General features: G+C 45.7%; 21 protein-coding genes. 20 read left to right on the top strand and 1 reads right to left on the bottom strand.

Annotated features, from left to right (window positions below; translation table 11 throughout):
* Nucleotides 1-75: 75 nt before the first annotated feature.
* The 9 genes from H7968_RS07690 (at nucleotide 76) to H7968_RS07650 (ending at nucleotide 10142) form a co-directional block, all read left to right on the top strand.
* A complete protein-coding gene (locus H7968_RS07690; protein WP_227395588.1) occupies nucleotides 76-981 on the top strand; it encodes an aspartate carbamoyltransferase catalytic subunit in 906 nt (301 codons plus the stop codon).
* A complete protein-coding gene (locus H7968_RS07685) occupies nucleotides 965-2230 on the top strand; it encodes a dihydroorotase (protein ID WP_227395587.1) in 1266 nt (421 codons plus the stop codon). Before H7968_RS07690 ends, H7968_RS07685 begins: the two co-directional genes overlap by 17 nt.
* Nucleotides 2231-3322, top strand: coding sequence for a carbamoyl phosphate synthase small subunit (locus tag H7968_RS07680; protein ID WP_227395586.1), 1092 nt, complete (start codon nucleotides 2231-2233; stop codon nucleotides 3320-3322).
* The gene (carB, locus tag H7968_RS07675; RefSeq protein ID WP_227395585.1) at nucleotides 3315-6509 is read left to right on the top strand and encodes a carbamoyl-phosphate synthase large subunit; all 3195 of its coding nucleotides are present in this window, start codon (nucleotides 3315-3317) and stop codon (nucleotides 6507-6509) included. The genes H7968_RS07680 and carB overlap by 8 nt, the downstream gene beginning before the upstream one ends.
* Entirely contained in the window at nucleotides 6506-7279 is a 774-nt protein-coding gene (locus tag H7968_RS07670) for a dihydroorotate dehydrogenase electron transfer subunit (RefSeq protein ID WP_227395584.1), read from the top strand. The genes carB and H7968_RS07670 overlap by 4 nt, the downstream gene beginning before the upstream one ends.
* Nucleotides 7272-8213 (top strand): dihydroorotate dehydrogenase, encoded by a 942-nt coding sequence (locus tag H7968_RS07665; protein WP_227395583.1) that lies wholly within the window; start codon nucleotides 7272-7274, stop codon nucleotides 8211-8213. Before H7968_RS07670 ends, H7968_RS07665 begins: the two co-directional genes overlap by 8 nt.
* Entirely contained in the window at nucleotides 8185-8892 is a 708-nt protein-coding gene (gene pyrF, locus H7968_RS07660) for an orotidine-5'-phosphate decarboxylase (RefSeq protein WP_227395582.1), read from the top strand. The genes H7968_RS07665 and pyrF overlap by 29 nt, the downstream gene beginning before the upstream one ends.
* Nucleotides 8889-9497 carry an orotate phosphoribosyltransferase gene (gene pyrE / locus H7968_RS07655; RefSeq protein ID WP_227395581.1) on the top strand — a complete coding sequence of 203 codons (609 nt, stop codon included), beginning with the start codon at nucleotides 8889-8891 and terminating at the stop codon, nucleotides 9495-9497. The genes pyrF and pyrE overlap by 4 nt, the downstream gene beginning before the upstream one ends.
* A 273-nt stretch (nucleotides 9498-9770) precedes the next feature.
* A complete protein-coding gene (locus H7968_RS07650) occupies nucleotides 9771-10142 on the top strand; it encodes a VOC family protein (RefSeq protein ID WP_227395580.1) in 372 nt (123 codons plus the stop codon).
* 164 nt (nucleotides 10143-10306) lie between these two features.
* On the opposite strand, the gene H7968_RS07645 is transcribed toward H7968_RS07650, so the two are convergent.
* On the bottom strand, nucleotides 10307-12019 hold the full coding sequence (locus tag H7968_RS07645) for an Rqc2 family fibronectin-binding protein (RefSeq protein ID WP_227395579.1): 1713 nt from the start codon (nucleotides 12017-12019) through the stop codon (nucleotides 10307-10309).
* A gap of 112 nt (nucleotides 12020-12131) precedes the next feature.
* Between H7968_RS07645 and H7968_RS07640 the strand changes: the two genes are divergently transcribed.
* The 11 genes from H7968_RS07640 to pknB all read left to right on the top strand — a co-directional run bounded on the left by H7968_RS07640 (nucleotide 12132) and on the right by pknB (nucleotide 23526).
* Complete coding sequence (locus H7968_RS07640; RefSeq protein ID WP_227395578.1) at nucleotides 12132-13007, top strand: YicC/YloC family endoribonuclease; 876 nt, start codon at nucleotides 12132-12134, stop codon at nucleotides 13005-13007.
* A gap of 29 nt (nucleotides 13008-13036) precedes the next feature.
* The gene (gene remA, locus H7968_RS07635) at nucleotides 13037-13300 is read left to right on the top strand and encodes an extracellular matrix/biofilm regulator RemA (protein ID WP_134371931.1); all 264 of its coding nucleotides are present in this window, start codon (nucleotides 13037-13039) and stop codon (nucleotides 13298-13300) included.
* 6 nt (nucleotides 13301-13306) lie between these two features.
* Nucleotides 13307-13921, top strand: coding sequence for a guanylate kinase (gene gmk, locus H7968_RS07630; protein ID WP_227395904.1), 615 nt, complete (start codon nucleotides 13307-13309; stop codon nucleotides 13919-13921).
* A 1-nt stretch (nucleotide 13922) separates the two neighbouring features.
* On the top strand, nucleotides 13923-14150 hold the full coding sequence (gene rpoZ, locus H7968_RS07625) for a DNA-directed RNA polymerase subunit omega (protein ID WP_134371929.1): 228 nt from the start codon (nucleotides 13923-13925) through the stop codon (nucleotides 14148-14150).
* 158 nt (nucleotides 14151-14308) lie between these two features.
* Complete coding sequence (coaBC, locus tag H7968_RS07620; protein WP_227395577.1) at nucleotides 14309-15517, top strand: bifunctional phosphopantothenoylcysteine decarboxylase/phosphopantothenate--cysteine ligase CoaBC; 1209 nt, start codon at nucleotides 14309-14311, stop codon at nucleotides 15515-15517.
* Complete coding sequence (priA, locus tag H7968_RS07615; protein ID WP_227395576.1) at nucleotides 15514-17907, top strand: primosomal protein N'; 2394 nt, start codon at nucleotides 15514-15516, stop codon at nucleotides 17905-17907. The genes coaBC and priA overlap by 4 nt, the downstream gene beginning before the upstream one ends.
* 2 nt (nucleotides 17908-17909) lie before the next feature.
* Nucleotides 17910-18410 (top strand): peptide deformylase, encoded by a 501-nt coding sequence (gene def, locus H7968_RS07610; RefSeq protein ID WP_406566389.1) that lies wholly within the window; start codon nucleotides 17910-17912, stop codon nucleotides 18408-18410.
* Nucleotides 18407-19345: a methionyl-tRNA formyltransferase gene (gene fmt, locus H7968_RS07605; RefSeq protein ID WP_227395574.1), complete on the top strand. Its 939-nt coding sequence runs from the start codon at nucleotides 18407-18409 to the stop codon at nucleotides 19343-19345. The genes def and fmt overlap by 4 nt, the downstream gene beginning before the upstream one ends.
* Nucleotides 19338-20681 carry a 16S rRNA (cytosine(967)-C(5))-methyltransferase RsmB gene (rsmB, locus tag H7968_RS07600; RefSeq protein WP_227395573.1) on the top strand — a complete coding sequence of 448 codons (1344 nt, stop codon included), beginning with the start codon at nucleotides 19338-19340 and terminating at the stop codon, nucleotides 20679-20681. Before fmt ends, rsmB begins: the two co-directional genes overlap by 8 nt.
* A gap of 104 nt (nucleotides 20682-20785) precedes the next feature.
* On the top strand, nucleotides 20786-21541 hold the full coding sequence (locus tag H7968_RS07595) for a Stp1/IreP family PP2C-type Ser/Thr phosphatase (protein WP_227395572.1): 756 nt from the start codon (nucleotides 20786-20788) through the stop codon (nucleotides 21539-21541).
* On the top strand, nucleotides 21538-23526 hold the full coding sequence (pknB, locus tag H7968_RS07590; protein ID WP_227395571.1) for a Stk1 family PASTA domain-containing Ser/Thr kinase: 1989 nt from the start codon (nucleotides 21538-21540) through the stop codon (nucleotides 23524-23526). Before H7968_RS07595 ends, pknB begins: the two co-directional genes overlap by 4 nt.
* The last annotated feature ends 1 nt before the right edge of the window (nucleotide 23527 follow it).

Here is a 23527-nt window from a genome sequence, read left to right as displayed (position 1 = left end):
CGTCTGTCTAAAACCGCCTTCTGAAAGCATAGAAGGCGGTTTTTTCATACTCAAATCAAGAAGGAGAGGATCAGAATGCATTTTTTAACCATGGACGAGCTATCAGTTGAGGATATTTTTGAGGTGATCCAGCAGGCACAGGTGCTGAAACATGAGAAGCCGATTCCAATGCCTGAAAAATATGCAGTGAACCTGTTTTTTGAAAACAGCACGCGAACAAAGTGCAGCTTTGAAATGGCACAAAAAAAGCTTGGAATGAACGTCCTTTCCTTTGACCCGGGCACTGCCTCGGTTCATAAAGGTGAATCCCTTTACGATACAGTCAAGACGCTTGAAGCAATCGGGGTGGATGTAGCGGTCATCCGTCACAGTGAAGAACGTTACTTTGATGCACTGAAAGATCAAGTCTCCATTTCTTTAATCAATGGTGGAGACGGCATGGGGCATCATCCTTCGCAGTGCATGCTTGATCTTCTGACGATCTATCAGGAATTCGGAACGTTTGAAGGCGTGAAAGTGACCATTGCCGGTGATATCCGGCACAGTCGTGTAGCGAGGTCCAACACCTTTGCTTTAAAAAGGCTTGGAGCGGATGTGAACTTTACAGGGCCTGAACAGTGGAGAGATCCTGAGATGCCGGATGTTCCCTTTATTCCGATGGATGAAGCCGTTAAAACGAGTGATGCGCTTATGCTGCTTCGGGTTCAGCATGAACGGCACACATTTGGTGAGTCCTTTACAAAAGAGAAGTATCATCAGGAATTCGGTCTGACGGTGGAGCGCGAAAAGAGAATGAAGCATAAAAGCATTATTCTCCATCCGGCACCAGTGAATCGGGGCGTTGAGATTGCTGATGAGCTCGTAGAATGTTCGCGCTCCCGTATTTTCAAACAGATGGAAAATGGCGTGCCAACGAGAATGGCGATGCTGCAATACGTACTTTTAAAACGGGAGGAATTAAAACATGAGCTTATTCATTAAAGGGGCAAACGTATTTAAAAAAGGCGTAACAGATGTCAGGATCTCAGAAGGAACGATTACAGAAACCGGTTCGTTAACGCCATTACATAATGAACAGGTCATCGACGCAGGTGGATTGTATCTTGCACCGGGATTTGTGGATGTACACGTACATCTCAGAGAGCCTGGCGGGGAGAAAAAAGAAACGATCAAAACAGGGACGCTGGCTGCAGCAAAAGGCGGTTATACCACTGTCTGTGCCATGCCAAATACGCGGCCGGTCCCCGATGACCTTGAAACACTGCAAAACATACAGGAAAAAATCAATCAGGATTCATGTATCACGGTCCTGCCTTACGCGGCCATTACGACCAATCAGGCAGGTAAAGAACTGACAGATATGGATGCACTGGCACAAGCGGGAGCCTTTGCTTTCACAGACGATGGGGTAGGGGTACAGAGTGCCGATCAGATGTTAAAGGCGATGCAAAAAGCAGCTTCACTCAATAAAGCAATCGTTGCGCACTGTGAGGATAATACACTGATTCATGGTGGATGCATGCATGAAGGAGAGAAATCAAAAGAGCTTGGACTGCCGGGTATCCCATCCGTTTGTGAGTCCGTTCAGATTGCGCGGGATGTGCTGCTGGCCGAAGCAACTGGTTGTCACTATCACGTCTGTCACGTTTCTACAAAGGAATCAGTGCGTGTCATCCGCGATGCCAAGAAGGCAGGCATTCACGTGACGGCAGAAGTCACGCCACACCATCTTTTATTAAATGAACACGATATTCCGGGTGATCATGCGGACTTTAAGATGAACCCGCCGCTCAGGTCTAAAGCGGATCAGCAAGCGTTAATAGAGGGACTCGAAGATGGAACGATTGATTTCATTGCAACAGATCATGCCCCTCATACAGCAGAAGAGAAGAAAGAAGGCATGCTCCGGGCGCCGTTTGGTATTTCAGGAATTGAGACGGCGTTCCCGCTCCTCTATACGGCATTCGTTCAAACGGGGAAATGGACGCTTGAGCAGCTGATTGAGTGGCTCGCAGTAAAGCCTTCTGAAGTGTTCAGTCTCGGGGCCGGGCGCCTTCAGCAGGACAGTGTGGCCGATCTGGTACTGCTTGATTGCGGGAAAGAACATGTGATCGAACGCAGCGAATTTCTGTCAAAAGGAAAAAACACACCGTTTCATGGACAAAAGGTAACAGGAAAACCGGTGATGACGATCAAAAGCGGAACAATTGTCTTTCAGGAGGTTAAATAAATGAAAAAGATTCTTGTACTTGAAGATGGTTCAGTATTTAACGGAAAAGGATTTGGCGCAACAGAAGAAACGTCAGGTGAAGTCGTATTTAATACAGGGATGACAGGCTATCAGGAGATTTTATCGGATCCATCTTACTGCGGTCAGATGGTGGTGCTTACGTATCCGTTGATTGGCAACTACGGCATCAACCGGGATGACTTTGAATCCATTCATCCATTTATTAAAGCGCTGATCGTAAGAGAGGAATGTGACCTTCCATCGAATTTCCGCAGTGAAGCAAGCATTGACGAACTGTTAAAGGAAAAAAAGATTCCCGGACTTTCAGGGGTTGATACGAGAAGGCTGACACGTCTTCTGCGCAGTCACGGAACGATGAAAGGAAAGATCTGTCCGGCTGAAACGGATGTTGAAAAGGTTGTGCAGGAGTTAAAAGCAACATCATTTCCAGTGAATCAGGTGGAACAAGTATCAACGAAGTCACCTTATCCGAGTCCTGGAAGAGGAAACCGCGTCGTGGTGATTGATTACGGAATGAAGCACGGTATTCTTCGTGAACTCAATAAACGTCAGTGTGACGTCATCGTCGTTCCTTACCATACGACGGCAAAAGAGATCTTGCACCTTAATCCTGACGGTGTGGTCCTGTCGAACGGGCCGGGGGATCCAAAATCGGTGCCAGAATCAACGGAAACGGTGAGAAATCTCATTGGAAAAGTGCCGATTTTCGGCATCTGTCTCGGTCATCAGCTGTTAGCACTGGCTGGGGGTGCGGACACATTTAAGCTGACATTCGGTCACCGCGGATCCAACCATCCGGTTAAGGAGCTGTCTACAGGGAAAGTCGCCATTACGGCACAGAATCACGGCTATGCAGTGGATGAGAAATCTCTTGAAGGAACTGCACTGCAGGTTACGCACAAAGCATTAAATGACGGTACTGTTGAAGGGATTGCACACGAAAATGGACTCGCTTTTTCCGTCCAGTATCATCCGGAAGCAGCACCGGGTCCTGAAGATGCGAACGAATTATTTGACCGGTTTCTTGCACTGATGAGTGAAACAGCGAAGGGGGATATGCAGCATGCCTAAACGTACAGATATTAAAACCATTCTTGTGATCGGTTCAGGTCCGATCGTCATTGGTCAGGCAGCAGAATTTGATTACGCAGGCACACAGGCGTGTCTTGCCCTGAAAGAAGAAGGCTACCGGGTTGTTCTTGTCAACTCAAACCCTGCCACAATTATGACCGATACGGAAATTGCAGATAAAGTATACATGGAGCCCCTGACGGTTGAATTCATTTCAAGAATCATCCGTATGGAGCGCCCTGATGCGCTGCTGCCAACACTTGGCGGTCAAACAGCGCTGAACCTTGCCGTAGAGCTTTCAGAAAGCAGCATTCTGGATGAATGTCAGGTTGAAATATTAGGTACGAAACTTTCGGCGATCCAGCAGGCGGAGGATCGTGATCTGTTCCGCAATCTCATGAATGAATTGAACGAGCCGGTACCTCAAAGTGAAATCATTCATAACCTTGAAGAAGCGTTTGCTTTTGTCAAAGAGATCGGATACCCGGTTATCGTGCGTCCTGCCTTTACCCTTGGCGGTACGGGCGGCGGAATTTGCCATGATGATCAGGAACTCATTGAAATCGTGTCATCAGGCTTAAAATACAGTCCGGTTACCCAGTGTCTGCTTGAGAAAAGCATTGCAGGCTTCAAGGAAATCGAATATGAAGTGATGCGCGATAAGGATGACCATGCAATCGTTGTGTGTAACATGGAGAATATTGATCCGGTCGGTATTCACACAGGTGATTCAATCGTTGTTGCCCCTTCCCAGACGCTGAGCGACCGGGAGTATCAGATGCTTCGAGACTGTTCACTGAAAATCATTCGTGCACTAGGGATTGAAGGAGGCTGTAACGTACAGCTTGCACTTGATCCGGACAGCTTTCAGTACTACATCATTGAAGTAAATCCCCGTGTCAGCCGCTCATCAGCACTTGCTTCAAAGGCAACCGGTTATCCGATTGCCAAGCTCGCAGCTAAAATTGCAGTCGGCCTGACGCTCGATGAAATGATTAACCCGGTGACCGGCAGCTCGTACGCCTGCTTTGAACCTGCACTCGATTACGTAGTCACTAAAATTCCGAGATGGCCTTTTGATAAATTCGAATCAGCCAAACGAAATCTTGGCACTCAGATGAAGGCGACAGGTGAAGTAATGGCTATTGGACGCAGCATTGAGGAATCTCTGCTAAAAGCAGTCCGCTCCCTTGAAAATGATGTGTATCATCTTGAAATCGGCACACACGAACCAGCGTGGATTGAGAGACGAATCAGGAAGGCTGGAGATGAACGTCTGTTTTATATCGGTGAAGCACTCAGAATGGGTGTGACCGTTGAAGAGATTCACGACTGGAGCAAAATTGATCTTTTCTTCCTGAATAAAATGCACAAAATCGTTCAATTTGAAAAAGAACTGGCTGCCAGTCAGTCCGATGAAACACTCTATGAAGCGAAGAGAATGGGCTTCAGTGATAAAACCATTGCAACAAGCTGGAACACGACAGAGCTTGATATTTATGAAAGACGAAAGCAGGCAGGCATCATCCCTGTTTATAAAATGGTGGACACGTGTGCAGCAGAATTTGAATCTTCCACACCGTATTTTTACGGTACGTATGAAGAGGAAAATGAATCTGTCGTGAGCGACCGCAAAAAGGTGATCGTGCTTGGATCCGGTCCGATCCGTATCGGTCAGGGCGTGGAGTTTGATTATGCAACGGTACACTCTGTGTGGGCCATCAAGGAAGCCGGCTATGAAGCAATTGTTATCAATAGTAACCCTGAGACGGTTTCTACAGACTTTTCCATTTCAGATAAGCTGTATTTTGAACCGCTGACGCTAGAGGATGTCATGCATATTATCGACCTTGAAAAGCCTGAAGGGGTAGTCGTTCAGTTCGGAGGACAAACGGCCATTAATTTAGCTGACGGCCTTGCTGAAAGAGGGGTTAAAATCCTCGGAACTTCACTTGAAGATCTGGACCGCGCAGAAAACCGTGACCAGTTTGAAAAGACCTTAAAGAAGTTAGGCATCCCGCAGCCTGAAGGACAGACGGCCGTATCAGAGGAAGAAGCGGTATCGATTGCCAACAGAATCGGCTATCCGGTGCTCGTTCGTCCATCATACGTGCTGGGTGGCAGAGCGATGGAAATAGTCTATCAGGAGCAGGAGCTGCGTCAGTATATGACGAGTGCGGTAAAGGCAAGCCCGGAGCATCCTGTGCTAATTGATCGTTACCTGACAGGAAAAGAAATTGAAGTGGACGCGATCTGTGATGGTGAGAATGTGCTGATCCCGGGCATTATGGAACATATTGAACGTGCTGGTGTTCACTCAGGAGACTCCATTGCCGTGTATCCGCCGCAGACGCTGACAGCTGATCAGATGACAACCCTCGAAGACTATACAGTCCGTCTGGCAAAAGGACTGAACATTAAAGGTCTGATCAACATTCAATATGTCATTTCAAAAGGCGAAGTGTATGTGCTCGAAGTCAACCCAAGATCGAGCCGTACCGTGCCGTTTATGAGTAAAATCACAGGCGTGCCAATGGCGAACATTGCAACGAAAGCCATTCTTGGTGAATCCGTCACATCATTCGGCTTTGGAACAGGGCTGCTCGATCCGGTGAATGGTGTGTATGTAAAAGTACCTGTCTTCTCATTTGCCAAGCTGAAGCGTGTCGATATTACGCTCGGACCGGAAATGAAGTCAACCGGTGAAGTCATCGGTAAAGATGAGACGCTTGAAAAAGCCCTCTATAAAGGATTGACAGCAGCCGGTATGAACATCCGTCATTACGGGTCTGTACTCATGACGGTTGCCAATAAAGATAAAGAGGCTGCGGCGGCACTCGGCCAGCGTTTTCACCAGCTTGGCTATCACATTCTCGCAACGGAAGGGACAGCTGCTGTGTTGAACGAGGCAGGCATTCCGAATGAAACAATCAGTAAAATCGGAGAAAGTGGCAAAACACTGATCGACGGGATCCAGTCAGGTGAAATTCAGCTGGTCATCAATACACTGACAAAAGGCAAACAGCCGGCGCGTGACGGCTTCAGAATCCGTCGTGAATCGGTAGAAAACGGAATTCCATGCCTGACTTCACTCGATACGGCAGAAGCCATGCTGAGCGTGCTTGAGTCTATGAATTTTACGATGAAGCCAATGAATAAAACAGGGAAAAAGGCGGCACTCGTATGATCAGAGAGCAGATGAAGGTGCTCGGTAATAAAAAGCTCGCTCATCAAATATACGAAATGACGTTATCGGGTCAGCTTGTGAGTCTGATCAGGACGCCTGGACAGTTTGTTCATATTAAGACCTCATCCGGAAATGATCCGCTTTTACGCAGACCGATCAGTATTTCTTCGTACGATCAGAAAGAAAATACGATGACAGTGATTTACCGCGCATCAGGGCTTGGCACGAAACAGATGGCTGAAAGTCCTTATGACACGATTGATGTACTCGGTCCACTCGGATCCGGATACCCGGTAAATGAAGAGGTGAAAGGAAAATCGATGCTGCTGATTGGCGGGGGCATCGGTGTTCCGCCACTGTACGAACTATCTAAACAGCTGATTAAAAATGGAGCAACGGTCACACATGTCCTTGGTTTTGAATCAGCTCAGTCAGTGTTTTATGAAAATGAATTCAGCCGGCTTGGTGAAACGTTTATCGCAACAGCTGACGGGTCCCATGGTGAAAAGGGATTTGTGACAAATGTAATTGAACAGCACGCTCTGTCAGATTCAGCCGCTTTTTACGCATGCGGCCCGGTGCCAATGCTTGCTGCTGTTGAAGAACAGCTTGCTCATCTCCCAGGCTTTGTCTCGATGGAGCAGCGTATGGGATGCGGCGTTGGTGCCTGTCTGGCCTGCGTGTGCGAAGTGCATGATCCTGATATTCCTTACAAAAAAGTGTGTACAGACGGACCTGTTTTCAGGAAGGGAGAGCTGATTTATGGATAGATTATCCTTATCGCTGCCGGGATTATCTTTAAAAAACCCCATCATGCCGGCATCAGGATGCTTCGGGTTTGGCCGGGAATACAGTCAGTTTTATGATCTCAGTGAATTAGGTTCGATCATGATTAAAGCGACGACCCCTCATCCGAGAGCAGGGAATCCGGTGCCGCGCGTAGCTGAGACTTCCTCAGGCATGCTGAATGCCATCGGACTGCAAAATCCCGGACTTGAAAAAGTCATGGAGACGGAATTGCCATGGCTTGAACAGTTTGACCTTCCGATCATCGCGAATATCGCGGGATCGGAAGCAGAGGATTATATAAAAGTGGCTGAAAAAATTTCCACAGCGAAAAACGTGGCAGCTCTAGAATTAAATATCTCCTGTCCGAATGTCAAAGAAGGGGGCATTGCATTTGGAACGGATCCTGATACTGCCAGAAATCTGACCGCAAGGGTTAAAGAAGTATCCCGGGTTCCTGTATATGTAAAGCTTTCTCCTAATGTAACGAGTATCACAGAAATGGCCAAAGCATGTGAAGAAGGCGGAGCGGATGGTTTAACGATGATCAATACGCTCGTTGGCATGAGGCTCGATCATAAAACGGGAAAGCCCGTTATTGCTAACAAAACAGGAGGACTGTCAGGACCGGCGATTAAGCCTGTTGCGCTCCGGATGGTGTACGAGGTCAGCCAGCAGACATCCCTTCCGATCATTGCGATGGGCGGCATCAGTTCAGCCTGGGACGTCATTGATTTTATCTCTGCAGGAGCAAGTGCAGCGGCTGTCGGTACGGCTAATTTTGTTAATCCGTTCGTCTGTCAGGAGATTATCCATGAGCTGCCGGCCATCCTCGATGAACTCGGGGCAGACCATATACTTGATTTAAGAGGAAGGAGCTGGATGAGACATGGAGAAGCAGCCGGTCATCGCGCTTGATTTTGCAAAATTTCAGGAAGCAGAGCACTTTTTGAATCAGTTTTCAGAACCGTTATATGTAAAAGTTGGAATGGAGCTGTTTTACCAAAATGGCCCTTCCATGCTGTATCAGCTGAAGGAAAAAGGACACCGCATTTTTCTTGATCTTAAGCTTCATGATATCCCGACAACCGTCCGCAAAGCGATGAAAGGGCTCGCTTCACTTGAAGTGGATCTCGTCAATGTGCATGCTGCAGGCGGACAGGCGATGATGGAAGCTGCTCTAGAGGGGCTGGCCCAGGGAGCCTCCGGTGTTAAAAGGCCTTCGATCATTGCAGTCACACAGCTGACATCAACGTCAGAGCATCAGATGAGAAATGAACAAAACATTCAGAGTACCTTGATGGAATCCGTGGTTCACTATGCAGAGCTTGCTGCGAAGTCAGGTCTGGACGGGGTCGTTTGTTCCCCGCATGAGTGCCAGGCAATCAAATTGTCAGTCGGTGACCCCTTTATCAGATTGACACCAGGTATCAGACTGTCCGGTGGAGATCTTCATGATCAGGTACGCACGTCAACACCAAAGGATGCAAATAAGCTTGGATCGACTGCGATCGTTGTTGGAAGAGCCATCACACAAAGTTTGGATCCGGTAAAAGCCTATAACGATATAAAAAATGAATGGAGCGGTCTGGAATGAATCGAAAACTTGCACAAATGTTACTTGAGATTAAAGCTGTAGAACTGCGTCCAAACGATCCATTCACCTGGGCGTCAGGTATCAAGTCCCCGATTTATTGTGACAATCGACTGACCATGTCTCATCCTGAAGTGAGATCTTATGCAGCTGATCTGTTCAAGGAACTGATCGAACAAAAGTTTCCTGATGCAGGTGTTATCGCGGGTACTGCAACAGCAGGAATCCCGCATGCAGCCTGGGTCAGTGAAAAAATGGGTCTACCGATGAACTATATCCGCTCATCTGCCAAAAAACATGGCAAAGGAAATCAGATCGAAGGCAAAGTGCTGACAGCTGAAAAAGCCGTCGTCATAGAAGATCTGATCTCAACAGGCGGAAGCAGCTTGGAAGCCGTTCAGGCACTGCAAGAAGCAGGAGTGGAAGTAGCCGGCGTTGTGAGTCTGTTTACATATGGTTTTAAAAAAGCGAAGGACAACTTTGAATCAGCCGGTGTACCGTATTTCTCGCTGACGAATTTTGATACATTAATTGAAGAGGCGGTTGATGGCGGTTACATAGAGAAAATCAGTGCTGAATCTTTGAGGGAATGGAAAGATCAGTTTTAGAGGATCGGGTGGTTAGTTGGTCACAGTGAATCAACCAGTGATATTAAACAGGATTTGAGTTCGTGGAGTTTATTTAATTGCATCGAAATAACTAAGATGACCTTTGATGAAAATTCAAAAGGTTATAAATGTAGCTCCTTCTCTTCTGGTATTAATCGAAAGTGTCAGAACGTTATTATTCCAAAGCGGAGATTCATTTAATCGAATGGAAGGAAAAAACTGAATGCATAGGGAACTTATTCATGTACCAGATGAGATAAGGGAGAGGAAACGATGAGCAAATCATTTATTGATCAAGTGCATTATATTAGAATTCCTGTAAAAGATTTAGACCGGTCTGCACAATGGTATGAAGATATACTTGGCTTTCAATTGCTGAATATTACCGGAGAACGCGCCGTTTTAAAAGTAAATGAAGGACCGTTTTTAGTGATCTTAATTCCATCAGAGGATGAAACATTTGCTCATTTTACAATAGACAATAGACAGGAATTTAGCATTGGTTTTACAAGTCCGGAATTATTTGAATTTCATCAGCATTTACTTGATCATCAAGTAAAGACTGATGATATAAAAGAAGATCATGGCCATTCTTTTTTCCATTTTTACGACCCGAATGGTAATAAACTGCAAGTACACTGGTGAATTAAAATACCGCTCTTATGTGGTTAACAGGTGTATGACAGAAATAAAAAAAGGAACGTCTAAATCGGACGTTCCCTTTCTTATGAGATAAAATCTTACTATTTGCCTGATCCGCTGTAAAAAATGGTGCATACTTGTCGTGAAAACAGGATTTCTTCCTGTTTTTACTTTTTCTTTAAACGCCTGATCAGTTCATCTTCAGGCGTTACATAGACCGTTTCCTGCTGTTCGTAGATCACATACCCGGGTTTTGACCCGTTAGGCTTTTTTACATGGCGGATTTTGGTGAAATCAACCGGAACGGAGCTTGAGGCACGTGCTTTACTGAAATATGCTGCAATCGCTGCGGCTTCCAGAATGGTTTTTTCTTGCGGCTCTTTATCGCGGATAACCACATGTGACCCCGGTATATCCTTTGTATGCAGCCAGATTTCATCTCTGCCTGCTACTTTATTTGTCAGGTAATCATTTTGTTTATTATTTTTTCCGACAAGAATCAGCGTGCCATCTGAAGACATGTATTCTTCAAGAACCGGTTTAACCGGCTTTTGTTTTTTCTTATTATTTTTTTTAGCTTTCAGATAACCTTCTTCTGCAAGCTCTTCGCGGATCTCTTCAAGGTCTGAAGGGGATGCAGAGTCGAGCTGCTGAATGAGCTGGTCAAAGTAAACGATCTCTTTTTCTGCTAGACTGATCTGCTCTCTGACAATATCCACTGAATTTTTAGCCTTCTGGTATTTCGTAAAGTACCGCTGGGCATTTTCAGATGGTGATTTTCGCGGGTCGAGTGGAATGGTAATCTGAGGAGCATCTGCTTCATAGTAATTCAGAACCTCTATCTCCTTCATTCCTTTTTTAATCCCGTAAATGTTGGCCGTGACGAGTTCACCAAGCAGCTTGTATTTCTCAGCTTCTGCAGCCTGATCAAGTGTTTTAGCGAGCTTCTTTATTTTCAGCTCATTTTTTTCTTTTTCATTTTTTATGAAACGCTCAAGGTCATGACCCTGCTGTCTGACCCGGTCGCGTTCCGCTTTACCGAAATAATACCGGTCGAGAAGCTGGCCGAGTGTGTCAAATGAGTCCACAGATTGATCCTTCAGGTGGTCAAGCGGCATCAGATAAAAGTAATCCTTCCCATCAGCCTGAATAAAAGCAGGTTCATAACGGTGTGAGCGGAATGCTTCGATGACCTCGCTGAATGCGTTATACAATCCCTCGCGTGTCGACAGCCCTGCACGGTGAGTAACTTCCTTTGCAAGTAGTGGAGAGAATCCTGCGAACTGCTGAACAATCTGTTTATCCAACCGGCCCGCATTCCAGTCAAGTGCCCTCAGAAACTGATCTTCCGTGACGTCAAATGGGTTTAACTTTCCCTGTTCAGGAGGCCATTGAAGAGGGGAGCCGGGCATAATGGTTCTTGCGCGGTTAACGGATGGATTCAAATGCTTAATACTGTCTAGAATCATATTCCGTTCTTTATCAACGAGAATAATATTGGAGTGACGTCCCATGATCTCGACAATGAGCTGTTTGTAGGAAATATCCCCGATTTCGTTCCGTCCCTTTACTTCTATTAAAATAATACGTTCCATTTCCTTTTGTTCAATCGATTCGATAATCGCTCCCTCGAGATGTTTTCGTAACAGCATGCAAAACATTGGCGGTGTCGAAGGGTTGTCGTATTGCTCTTCTGTCAGCTGAATCCGTGAATAAGAAGGGTGAGCGGATAATAATAATTTATGATTTTTTCCTTTTGCACGAATGACAAAGATCAATTCGTTTTCATACGGCTGATGGATCCGGCTGATTCTTCCTCCATCTAGCTTTTCTTTTAATTCATGGGCAGTTGCCCTGGTAAACATTCCGTCAAAAGACATTGTAATCCCTCTTTTCACTTTCTCGTGTTTCCGTTTCATCTTATCATCTTTTTCCTGCTGCTGTATGCTATAATGAATAACATCTATTTCGAATAAGCAGGTGAACGGCATTATGGTAACAAGTATGACCGGATTTGGACGCGGAACAGCCGGGCATGACAGCCTGGAAGTAACAGTTGAAATTAAATCAGTCAATCACCGCTTTCAGGAATGTTCTGTAAAGATCCCGCGACTGTATTCAGGAATTGAGGATCGGATTAAAAAAATGATTGGCTCCACCATTAAACGCGGAAAAGTGGACGTCTATGTCTCTTTCGAAGGGTTAAGAAGCGGTAGCCATGAATTGTCGGTAGACTGGGCGCTGTTGGATTCTTTTGCCGCTTTTGCAGAAGAAGCGAAAAAAAGGTACAATCTTCAGGATGAACTAAAGCTTGAGCATTTGTTTCAGCAATCAGAGCTGTTTTCAGTTACTGAAAAAAAAGAATCAGTGAATGAAACGGAAGATATTATTCTGCAGGCAGCTGCACAAGCATCTGCAAAGCTCTCTGTTATGAGACAAAATGAGGGAAAAGAACTTGAAAAGGATTTGCGTTTTCAAGTACAATCATTAAGGCAAATTGCAGATGAAGCAAAAAATAAATGTCCTGCTGTTTCCCGGAAGTATAAAGATCGCCTTGAGAAAAAAATGCGTGAATATACGAATGGTGAAATTGACGAAAGTAAGCTGCTTACAGAAGTAGCTGTTTTTTCTGAGAAGGCGGATATGACTGAAGAGTTCACGAGACTGATCAGTCATCTATCACAGTTTGAGCAGGCGCTTGAAAAGAATGAACCGATTGGCAGGCGGCTGGATTTTCTGACCCAGGAAATGAACCGTGAAATCAATACGATCGGATCAAAAGCGAATGATGAAACCATTGCTTCTGCAGTGATAGAAATGAAATCAACTCTTGAGAAAATCCGTGAACAGGTACAAAATATCGAATAACTTTGGATGAAGGCAGAGGGGTGTCATGGATGTCAATTAAACTAATTAATATCGGGTTTGGAAACATCGTATCAGCAAATCGCATCATCACCATTATCAGTCCGGAATCTGCTCCGGTTAAAAGGCTGATTCAGGATGCCCGCGAACGCGGTACGCTGATCGATGCTACGTATGGCAGACGGACAAGAGCGGTTATGATTATGGATAGTGACCACGTGATCCTTGTTGCGGTTCAGCCTGAAACAGTGGCATCCCGGTTTACAGATAAAGATGATAGTCAGGAAGAAGGGTAATACATGATTAGAGAAAAGGGACTCCTGATCGTTTTGTCAGGTCCATCAGGTGTTGGGAAAGGAACGGTTCGCAAAGAATTGTTTTCCCAGGAAAATACGGCATATGAATATTCGGTTTCCATGACGACTAGACTTCCTAGAGAAGGCGAAGTGGATGGAAAGGACTACTTCTTTAAATCAAGAGAAGAATTCGAGTCACTTATTGAACAGGATAAGCTTCTCGAATATGCAGAATACGTAGGCAACTACTACGGTACACCGGTTGATTATGTGCGTGAAACGATCAACAATGGTAAAGATGTATTTCTTGAAATTGAAGTCGAAGGTGCAAAGCAGATCCGGGATAAGTTTCCGGAAGGGCTGTTTATCTTTTTAGCTCCGCCAAGTCTTTCAGAATTACAAAATCGTCTTGTTACGAGAGGGACAGAAACGGATGATGTCATTCAAAACCGGGTGGCAGCTGCTAAAAGAGAGCTTGAAATGATGAATCTTTATGATTACGTTGTTGAGAATGACAAGGTTGAGCTTGCCTGCGAGCGCATTAATGCGATTGTAATGGCAGAGCACCTGAAAAGAGAACGGGTAGAAGCCCGCTATAAAAAAATGCTGGAGGTAGAATAATATGTTGTATCCATCATCTGATGCGTTAAGAAAGAACATTGATTCAAAGTATTCATTAGTAAGTGTGGCGGCAAAACGCGCACGTAACATGCAGGAAAAAGGAGATCAGGGTACGCTTGATTCTTATCATTCTGTAAAGTTTGTCGGTCAGGCACTTGAGGAAATTGCTGCAGGTCATCTTGTCATGAAGACGCCGCAGGAAGGAATTGAATACGAGGACGAAAAATAAAAACAACCACTCCGGTTGTTTTTTTGTTGGATTGGGCATTTTTCATTAAGGAGATGTCACAGCATGTATTCTTCTGTTGAAAGTTGTCCGTATGAAGTGAAATCTTTCACCGTTTCCTTCATAATGGGTGTATCAGAAAAAATAGGGAGATGGGCACGTTGAATTCGAAAAATATTCTTCTCTGTGTAACAGGTGGAATTGCAGTATATAAAGCAGTAGCGCTGACAAGCAAGTTAAGTCAGGCGGGGTTTAATGTGAAAGTGATCATGACTGATAGTGCCATGGAGTTTGTCACGCCTCTGACATTTCAGGCAATGTCCCGCAATGATGTGTTTTATGACACCTTCGATGAAAAAGACTCTTCTAAAATCGCCCATATCGACCTGGCAGATTGGGCTGACCTTGTACTCGTTGCGCCGGCTACAGCGAATGTCCTCGGAAAGCTTGCAAACGGAATTGCTGATGATATGGTGACGACCACGCTGCTTGCAACTACAGCTGAAGTATGGGCTGCGCCTGCGATGAATGTACATATGTATGATCATCCTGCAGTGAAAAAGAATATCCAGACACTTCATGAGATGGGCGTCCGTTTTATTGAACCGTCAGAAGGCTTTTTAGCATGCGGATACGTTGGAAAAGGAAGACTTGAGGAGCCTGAGAAAATCACCGACCTGGTGATCAGCCATTTTTCTAAAAGTCAATCCAGGCCGCTTGCGGGGAAAAAAGTGGTCATTACGGCAGGACCAACGAGGGAACAGCTTGATCCCGTCCGGTTTTTTACCAACCACTCATCCGGTAAAATGGGATATGCCATCGCAGCGAAAGCCGCCGAAGCGGGAGCGGATGTTACGCTCGTATCCGGTCCGGTAAACCTGACAGCTCCCGCAGGTGTAACCGTTGTGAATGTCATCACAGCACAGGAAATGTATGAAGAGGTTGTCAGCCGTTTTGATGACAGCGATATTGTCATCAAGAGTGCGGCTGTAGCAGATTACCGTCCTGTTTTCACCAGCGACAGGAAAATGAAAAAGCAGGATGGAACGCTGACGGTTGAGTTTGAGCGGACGAAAGACATCCTGAAAACACTCGGTGAACGGAAAAAAGACCAGATTTTAATCGGTTTTGCAGCAGAAACGGACAACCTTGAGGAATATGCGAAAAAGAAGCTGACAGTAAAAAATGCTGATCTGATTGTCGGAAATGATATTACAGCGGAAGGGGCAGGTTTTGGGACGGAAACAAATATCGTAACCATCTTTCATCGGAATGGTGAGATGCAGCCATTGCCACTCCAGTCCAAGTCCGATGTTGCCGATGCATTGATTGCAGAAATCACCAGATTGATAAAGGAACATCAGGAATGATTGCGTCTGTCATCGTTGATGTACCTGCAAAGCAGACAGACCGCACGTTTGACTATTTGATTCCTGAACATCTGGAATCTGTTGTTCAGAAAGGAATGCGCGTCGTTGTGCCATTTGGTCCGAGGAAAATTCAGGGATTTGTCCTGGATGTGAAGGAGAGCTCATCGTTCGATCAGTTAAAAAAGATCGAAGAAGCAGTTGACATTGTTCCGGTATTAAACGATGAACTGCTTTCTCTTTCTGACTGGATGACAAAAGAGACGATGTGCTACAGAATTTCCGCACTTCAGGTTATGCTGCCGGCTGCCATGAAGGCAAAATATGATAAGGTATTTGTCCCGTTGACGGACTTGAACAGTCTTCCGGCGGCATTGCAGTCACACTTCCAAAGGGAAAACCCTTTGTCGTGGAAAACGGCTTTAACAAATGGATTATTAAAAGATCTGCAAAAGCTTGTCAGTGACGGGAGATCAGAGCTGAAATACCTTGTCAAAAGAAAAGGTACAATTAAAAAAGAACGTATTTTTAAGCTGGCACAAGACAGTGAAGCCATCATTGCAGCTTTATCCAAAAATGCTGAGCGGCAGAGAAAAGTGATTGAATCGCTGCATGCTGAAGGTGGCACGATGACCTCTGCAGCGCTTCAGGAATCTTCAGGCGCAACAGCCGCGACGTTAAAAGCGCTGGTTGATAAGGGTTACCTTCTGGAGGAACATGTGGAAGCCTATCGTGATCCGTTTGAGCATCGGGAATTTGAACGCACCGGTCATTTTCAGCTGACGGATGATCAAAAGCAGGCGATTGAGCCGATTCTGGAAACGGTTAACAGCTACCGGCAGCGAACGTTTTTATTACATGGTGTGACAGGGAGCGGGAAAACAGAAATTTATCTTCAGACGATTGACCAGGTGTTAAAGCAGGGAAGGCAGGCCATTATGCTCGTGCCCGAAATCTCTCTGACACCCCAAATGGTTCAGCGATTCAAAGGAAGATTTGGTGATCAGGTTGCCGTGATGCATAGCGGCCTTTCACAAGGTGAAAAGTACGATGAGTGGAGAAAAATTCATCGTGGTGAAGTGAATGTGGTCGTCGGTGCACGTTCTGCTATTTTTGCACCGTTTGAAAAAATTGGTGTCATCATTATTGATGAAGAGCATGAGACGAGCTACAAACAGGAGGATGCCCCAAGATATCATGCAAGGGATGTGGCGATCGAGCGGAGTAAGCGTCATGATTGCCCGGTTATTTTAGGCAGTGCAACACCTTCTCTTGAAAGCTTTGCCAGAGCGCAAAAAGGGAACTATGAGCTGTTAAAGCTTCAATACCGAATGAATCAACAGGAGATGCCTGACGTACAGGTTGTGGATATGCGGGAAGAATTGCGTGAAGGGAACCGTTCCATGTTTTCAAGAGAGCTGCTCGCTAAGATAGAGGAGAGACTTGAAAAAAAAGAGCAGGTTGTCCTCTTTTTGAACCGCAGAGGACACTCCTCATTTATTATGTGCAGAGATTGTGGAACTGTTATGCAGTGTCCGCATTGTGAGGTATCACTGACCTATCACCGGTTTAAGGAATCAATGAAATGTCATTATTGCGGACATGAAGAGCATGTTCCGGAAATTTGTCCGGAGTGTACGAGTGAGCATATCCGTTATTTCGGAACTGGCACGCAAAAAGTGGAGGAGGAGCTTGTTAAGCTGCTGCCACAGGCCAGAACGATCCGGATGGACGTGGACACAACCTCACGCAAAGGGTCTCATGAAAAGCTGCTGGATGCATTCGGCCGCGGGGAGGCGGATATTCTGCTCGGAACACAAATGATTGCAAAAGGGCTTGATTTTCCAAACATTACGCTCGTTGGGGTTCTCAGCGCGGACACGATGCTTCATTTACCGGACTTCAGAGCTTCCGAAAAAACGTTTCAGCTGCTAACTCAGGTCAGCGGTCGGGCGGGAAGACATGAAAAACCGGGTGAGGTTGTGATTCAGACGTATACACCCGAGCACTTTTCCATAGAGCTTGCCAAATCACAGAATTTTGAATGGTTTTATCAAAAAGAGATGGTGATGCGCAAAATGGCGCAATATCCGCCTTTTTATTATTTATCACTGATTACACTGAGCCATGAAAATGTCAATAAAGTGGCAGCTGTCTGCAGTGAGATTGCGGGAATCTTAGAAAGAAACCTGTCTGTCCAGGCAATTGTGCTGGGCCCTGTTGCCTCACCCATTGCCCGTATACAAAATAAATACCGTTATCAATGTATTGTAAAATATAAAAATGAACCTGAGCTTAAACCGCTTTTGAAAAAAATCATGGATCAGTACGCAACACCAGGAAAAGATGCTGTGACGATTCAGATTGATGTTCAACCATACATGATGATGTAAAGATGGAGGATTTTACTTTGACTGAATTAAAAATTGTTACCGCTCCCGATGAGAGACTGGAGACAAAATGTGAAGAAGTAACAGAGTTTAACCAGGAGCTGCATGATTTTCTGGATGACCTTTTTGATTTAATGATGGAGCATGACGGAATCGGGATTGCGGCTCCACAGGCAGGCGTGCTGAAGCAGGCTGCGATCGTCTATCTCGATGATGAATCAGGCATTATTGAAATGATAAATCCTAAAATTGACGTACTTTCCGGGGAGGAAACGGAAGTGGAAGGATGCTTAAGCTTCCCGGGCATTTTCGGTGAAGTGAAAAGACCTGATAAAATCAGACTGACTGCACAGGACCGAAACGGCAAAGAGTTCACGCTTGAAGCAAACGGCTATTTATCGCGGGCCATTCAGCACGAAGCGGATCATCTTGAGGGATTATTATTCACTTCAAAAGTCATTAAATATGTAAAAGAAGAAGATCTGGAAGGATATGAGGAAGAATGACATCAGTTATCTTTATGGGAACACCTGACTTTTCAGTTCCGGTTTTAGAACAGGTGATAAAAGACGGATTTAATGTGAAGGCAGTAGTGACACAGCCTGACCGCCCTGTAGGACGCAAAAGAATACTGACTCCACCACCTGTGAAAAAGGCAGCGCTGGAGCATGATATCCCTGTTATTCAGCCTGAAAAGCTTAAGGGATCACAGGAGCTGGCAGATATTATTGGCTTACAGCCGGATTTGATTATAACAGCTGCTTTTGGTCAACTGCTGCCGAATGAACTTCTTGAAGCACCTCCACTCGGCTGTATTAATGTACACGCATCTCTTTTACCTGAGCTAAGAGGTGGTGCGCCGATTCATCATGCGATTATCAGAGGGTATAAAGAGACGGGTATTACGATTATGTATATGGCAGAAAAGCTGGATGCAGGTGATATGATCAGTCAGAAATCAGTTGAGATCACAGACGCAGATCATGTGGGCACACTTCATGACAAACTGAGTGCAGCGGGAGCGGCGCTTCTTTCGGAAACACTGCCTCTGATCGTGGAAGGAAAAGCGGAAAGAGTGCCACAGGATCATGAAAAAGCAACTTTTGCATGGAATATTAAAAGAGAAGAAGAACTGATTGACTGGAATCGATCAGGACGTGAAATTTTTAATCAGATTCGCGGACTGTACCCGTGGCCTGTTGCCTATACTGTATTTAGAGATAAAACGATGAAAGTGTTAAGGGCAGAGCTTGTTAAAGGAAATGGGGAGCCGGGGGAAGTCATTGCAGTTTCAGCTGAAAGCATCACTTTTGCTTCAGGAAATGAAGAAGCGATTCTCGTCACAGAGCTGCAGCCATCCGGTAAGAAAAAAATGAGCGCAGCGGATTTCCTGAGAGGATCTGAAGTCAAAATTGGGGAGAAGGCCGGTAAAGATGAGTAAACACGCAACGAGAGAAGCCGCGCTTCATATCCTCGATCAGATTGATAAAAATCAGTCCTACAGTAACCTTCTGCTGAACCACGCGATTAAAAAGTTTGCCATTAATCCGAAGGATACAGGACTGTTAACAGAAATCACGTACGGTACAATCCAGCGGAAAATGACGCTTGACTATTACCTTGAGCCGTTTCTTAAGAAGAAAGTGGAGGGCTGGGTACGCAATCTGCTTCGTCTCAGCCTGTATCAGATGCTGTATCTCGACAGGGTGCCTGAGCGTGCTGTTATTCATGAAGCAGTGGAAATCGCAAAGAAAAAAGGACACAAAGGCATTTCCGGTATGGTGAATGGTGTACTCAGATCCATTCAGCGTGAAGGGGTCAGAAGCATTGAAGACATTAAAGATCCCCTTGAAAGATTAGCCATTGAAACGAGTCACCCGATCTGGCTTGTAACGCGCTGGACAGAGCAGTTCGGCCATGAAAAAACACGTGCCATGTGTGAAAAAAATCTCCTGGCTCCTGTTCAGACTGCGAGAGTAAATCTGACCAGACTCACTCGGGAAGAGGCGATAGAAAACCTCGCAAAAGAAGGAATTGAAGCGGAAAAGAGCGAAATAGCACCTGCAGGCATTCAGGTAAAACGGGGGAATATTGCACATATTGACTCCTACAAGCGTGGGGACCTGTCTGTTCAGGATGAAAGTTCTATGCTCGTAGCAGAAGCTTTGGATCCTTTATCAGGTGAGCTGATTCTTGATATGTGTGCTGCTCCCGGCGGGAAATCTGCCCATATTGCTGAGAAGATGAATAATCAGGGGCGTCTCATCTCACTTGACCTTCATGAACATAAAGTCAAGCTGATCAATGAGGCAGCTGCAAGATTGGGTCTTTCTATCATTGAAACCCATGCACTTGACGGGCGCAAGCTTCAGGAGAAATTTCCGGATCTTACATTTGACCGGATCCTAGTAGATGCGCCGTGCAGCGGGCTCGGTGTGATGAGAAAGAAACCGGATATTAAATACGCCAAATCGGAACAGGATCTAAATGCCCTTTCAAAAATACAGCTTGAACTGCTTGATGCTGCTGTTAATAGCCTGAAAGCCGGTGGTACACTTGTCTACAGTACTTGTACAGTAGATCGCTCAGAGAACGAAGGGACTGTTTTGGCGTTTTTAAAAAAACATCCTGAAATGGAGCTTGTTATGCCGGATTCTCTCCCGGACGCAGTACGGAGTCTGGTAACAGATGAAATGCTGCAGATCTTCCCTCAGGACTTTGGAGGAGACGGATTTTTTATCGCGAAATTCAGGAGAAAAGCAGCGGTTACTGACTGATGATATGTTAATATGGTTGATTGATTTGTTTTAAGACCTTGCTATATAGAGACAATGCGGTCATTGAATCCAAAGACCGTGTAAGATCAGGGACGGGGTGGAAAATGGAAGCGATTTTTAAAAGCGACAGAGGTAAAGTACGACAGTTGAATGAAGACTCCGGAGGCATTTACCGTAAATCAGACGGGGCTTTACTTGCTGTGGTAGCTGATGGAATGGGCGGACACCGTGCAGGCGATGTGGCCAGTAAAATGACGGTCGAAATCATATCCCGCAAGTGGCGGGCAGCTCCCTCCATACGTCGTGCGGTGGAAGCCGAAGAATGGCTGAAGCAGACCATTGAAGAAATTAACAGCAGTCTATCAGCGTATTCCGATTTGAATGAGGAATGCAGAGGGATGGGGACAACGATTGTTGCTGCGCTGTGCACGGATGAATTTGTCACCGTAGCAAATGTAGGGGATAGCAGAGGGTATCTCATTACAGAAGAGCGGGTATCCCAAATTACCGAGGATGATTCCTTTGTCAATGCGTTAGTGCAATCAGGCGAAATTTCAAAACAGGATGCTGAACACCATCCAAAAAGAAACGTCCTGTTAAAGGCTCTTGGATCAAAGGGTTTCATCAATCCGGCCTTAAAGACCGTATCTGCAGAGGAAGGCTATACGATTCTGCTCTGCTCTGACGGTCTGTCAAACAAGGTATCGGACCAGGAACTGCTGTATTCCATTAAACAGTCCACCTCCCTTGCCAAAACGGCTGAGCAGCTCATTGATCTGGCGAATGACAAGGGCGGGGAAGACAATATTACGCTCGCAGTCATTGCCTATCCGGAAGATGAAGGTGGGGATCTTGTATGATCGGAAAACGGTTAAACGATCGCTATAAAATCATCCGGACCATTGGAAGCGGCGGGATGGCAAATGTTTATCTGGCTCACGATATGATTTTAAACCGTGATGTTGCGGTCAAGATGCTGAGGCTGGATTATGTTGGCGACGGCGATATGCTGAAAAGGTTTCAGCGCGAGGCCCAGTCAGCAACCAGTCTGGCGCATCCGAATATTGTCAGTATGTACGATGTCGGTGATGAAGATGATTACTATTATCTCGTCATGGAATATGTAGAAGGTATGACATTAAAAGAATATATTAAAGAATTTTCTCCGGTTTCATTAGATGATGCAGTGAAGATCATGTCGCAGCTCACATCAGCGATCTCACACGCACATCACAACGGTATTATTCACCGTGATATAAAACCGCAGAACATATTGATCGACCGTGACGGTACGGTGAAAATTACGGATTTCGGTATTGCGATGGCGCTGAGTGCGACTGCGATGACTCAGACGAATTCAGTCATGGGAACGGTTCACTATCTGTCTCCGGAGCAGGCAAGAGGTGGCACGGCATCGAAAAAGTCAGATATTTATTCACTTGGTATCGTCATGTACGAAATGATTACCGGCCGCCTTCCATTTGAAGGTGAGTCTGCAATTTCAATTGCGCTGAAGCATCTGCAGTCAGAGCTGCCTCATCCGTCATCCTATATTTCAAATCTTCCTCAAAGTGTGGAAAATGTCATACTGAAATCAACAGCCAAGGATGAGTTTTACCGATACCGCAGTGCTGATGAAATGTATGATGATTTGAAAACCGTCCTCGATATCAGCAGGGAAAATGAGCCGATCTTTACGGTAGAGCCCGACCTGGATGCGACAATGGCGATTCCGGCCATCAAAAACAAGCTGCCGCTTGAAGAAATGCAGCAAACAAAACCGCTCGAAGCCCAGAAAACGGTCGTGAGCCCACCTGTTAAAGAGAAAGAAAAGAAAAAACGCAGAAAATGGCCATGGATCACGGCACTTGTCATCCTTTTTTTACTCGGCACAGCAGGTGTCATGGCCGCAATGGGCATGTTTGGTCCTGAAAGAATTCAGGTACCGGATGTAGTTGGTGAAGCACTGGAAGATGCAGAGACAATCATTGAAGAAAGCGGTCTGACAGTGGGTGAAATCACTTATGAATCAAATGATGAAGTACCTGAGGAAACCGTTTTAAGGAGCTCACCAAAAGCGACCCGGACACTCGAGGAAGGTGAACCGGTTAACCTTGTCGTGAGCAGCGGAAAAGAATCAGTAGAAGTGGACGGTTACATTGGCAGAAACTTTGATAATACCGAACAGTTGATCCGCGAAGCAGGCTTTGAAAATATCGTTGAAGAAGAAGAGTACAATGAAGCGCCGGCAGGAACGATCATTGATCAGGATCCTGAGGAAGGCGAGATGGTCATTCCGAGTGAAACAGAATTTACTGTGACGATCAGCAGGGGACCACAAATGGCCGGCGTACCCGACCTGACCGGTTTAACGGAAGAAGAACTGCAGGCTTTTGAAGAAGAAAGCGGTTTAACGGTCTCAGTAACGAGGGAAGAGTACTCTGATGAGATTGCAGCAGGAGGCGTCATTTCGCAAAATCCTGAACCGGGAACAGAGCTTCCCATCGGAGGTCAGGTGACCGTTGTCGTATCACGGGGGGCTGAACCTGCACCGGTAAACAATGTCGTGGTTCCTGTTGTGATTGAATATGCGCAGCCTGAGGAGCCGGCAGAGGGAGAAGATCCTCCTGAGGTGCCTGGTGACCCTGAACCTCAAACAATTACTATCTATATTGCAGACAGAGATCGCACGATGGACGAGCCTTCAGAAGAGTTTACCATAACAGAAACGGTTGAAAGGACCTTAAGACTTGTTATTGAACAGGGTCAAACCGGATCCTACCGGATTGAGCGAAATGGTGAAGTCATTTTGGAAGATTCAATTTCCTATGAAGAAAATCAGTAAA

Origin of the sequence: Jeotgalibacillus aurantiacus, assembly GCF_020595125.1 — a bacterium.
GTDB lineage: Bacteria > Bacillota > Bacilli > Bacillales > Jeotgalibacillaceae > Jeotgalibacillus > Jeotgalibacillus aurantiacus.
This window is presented reverse-complemented; position numbering and strand designations above follow the sequence as displayed.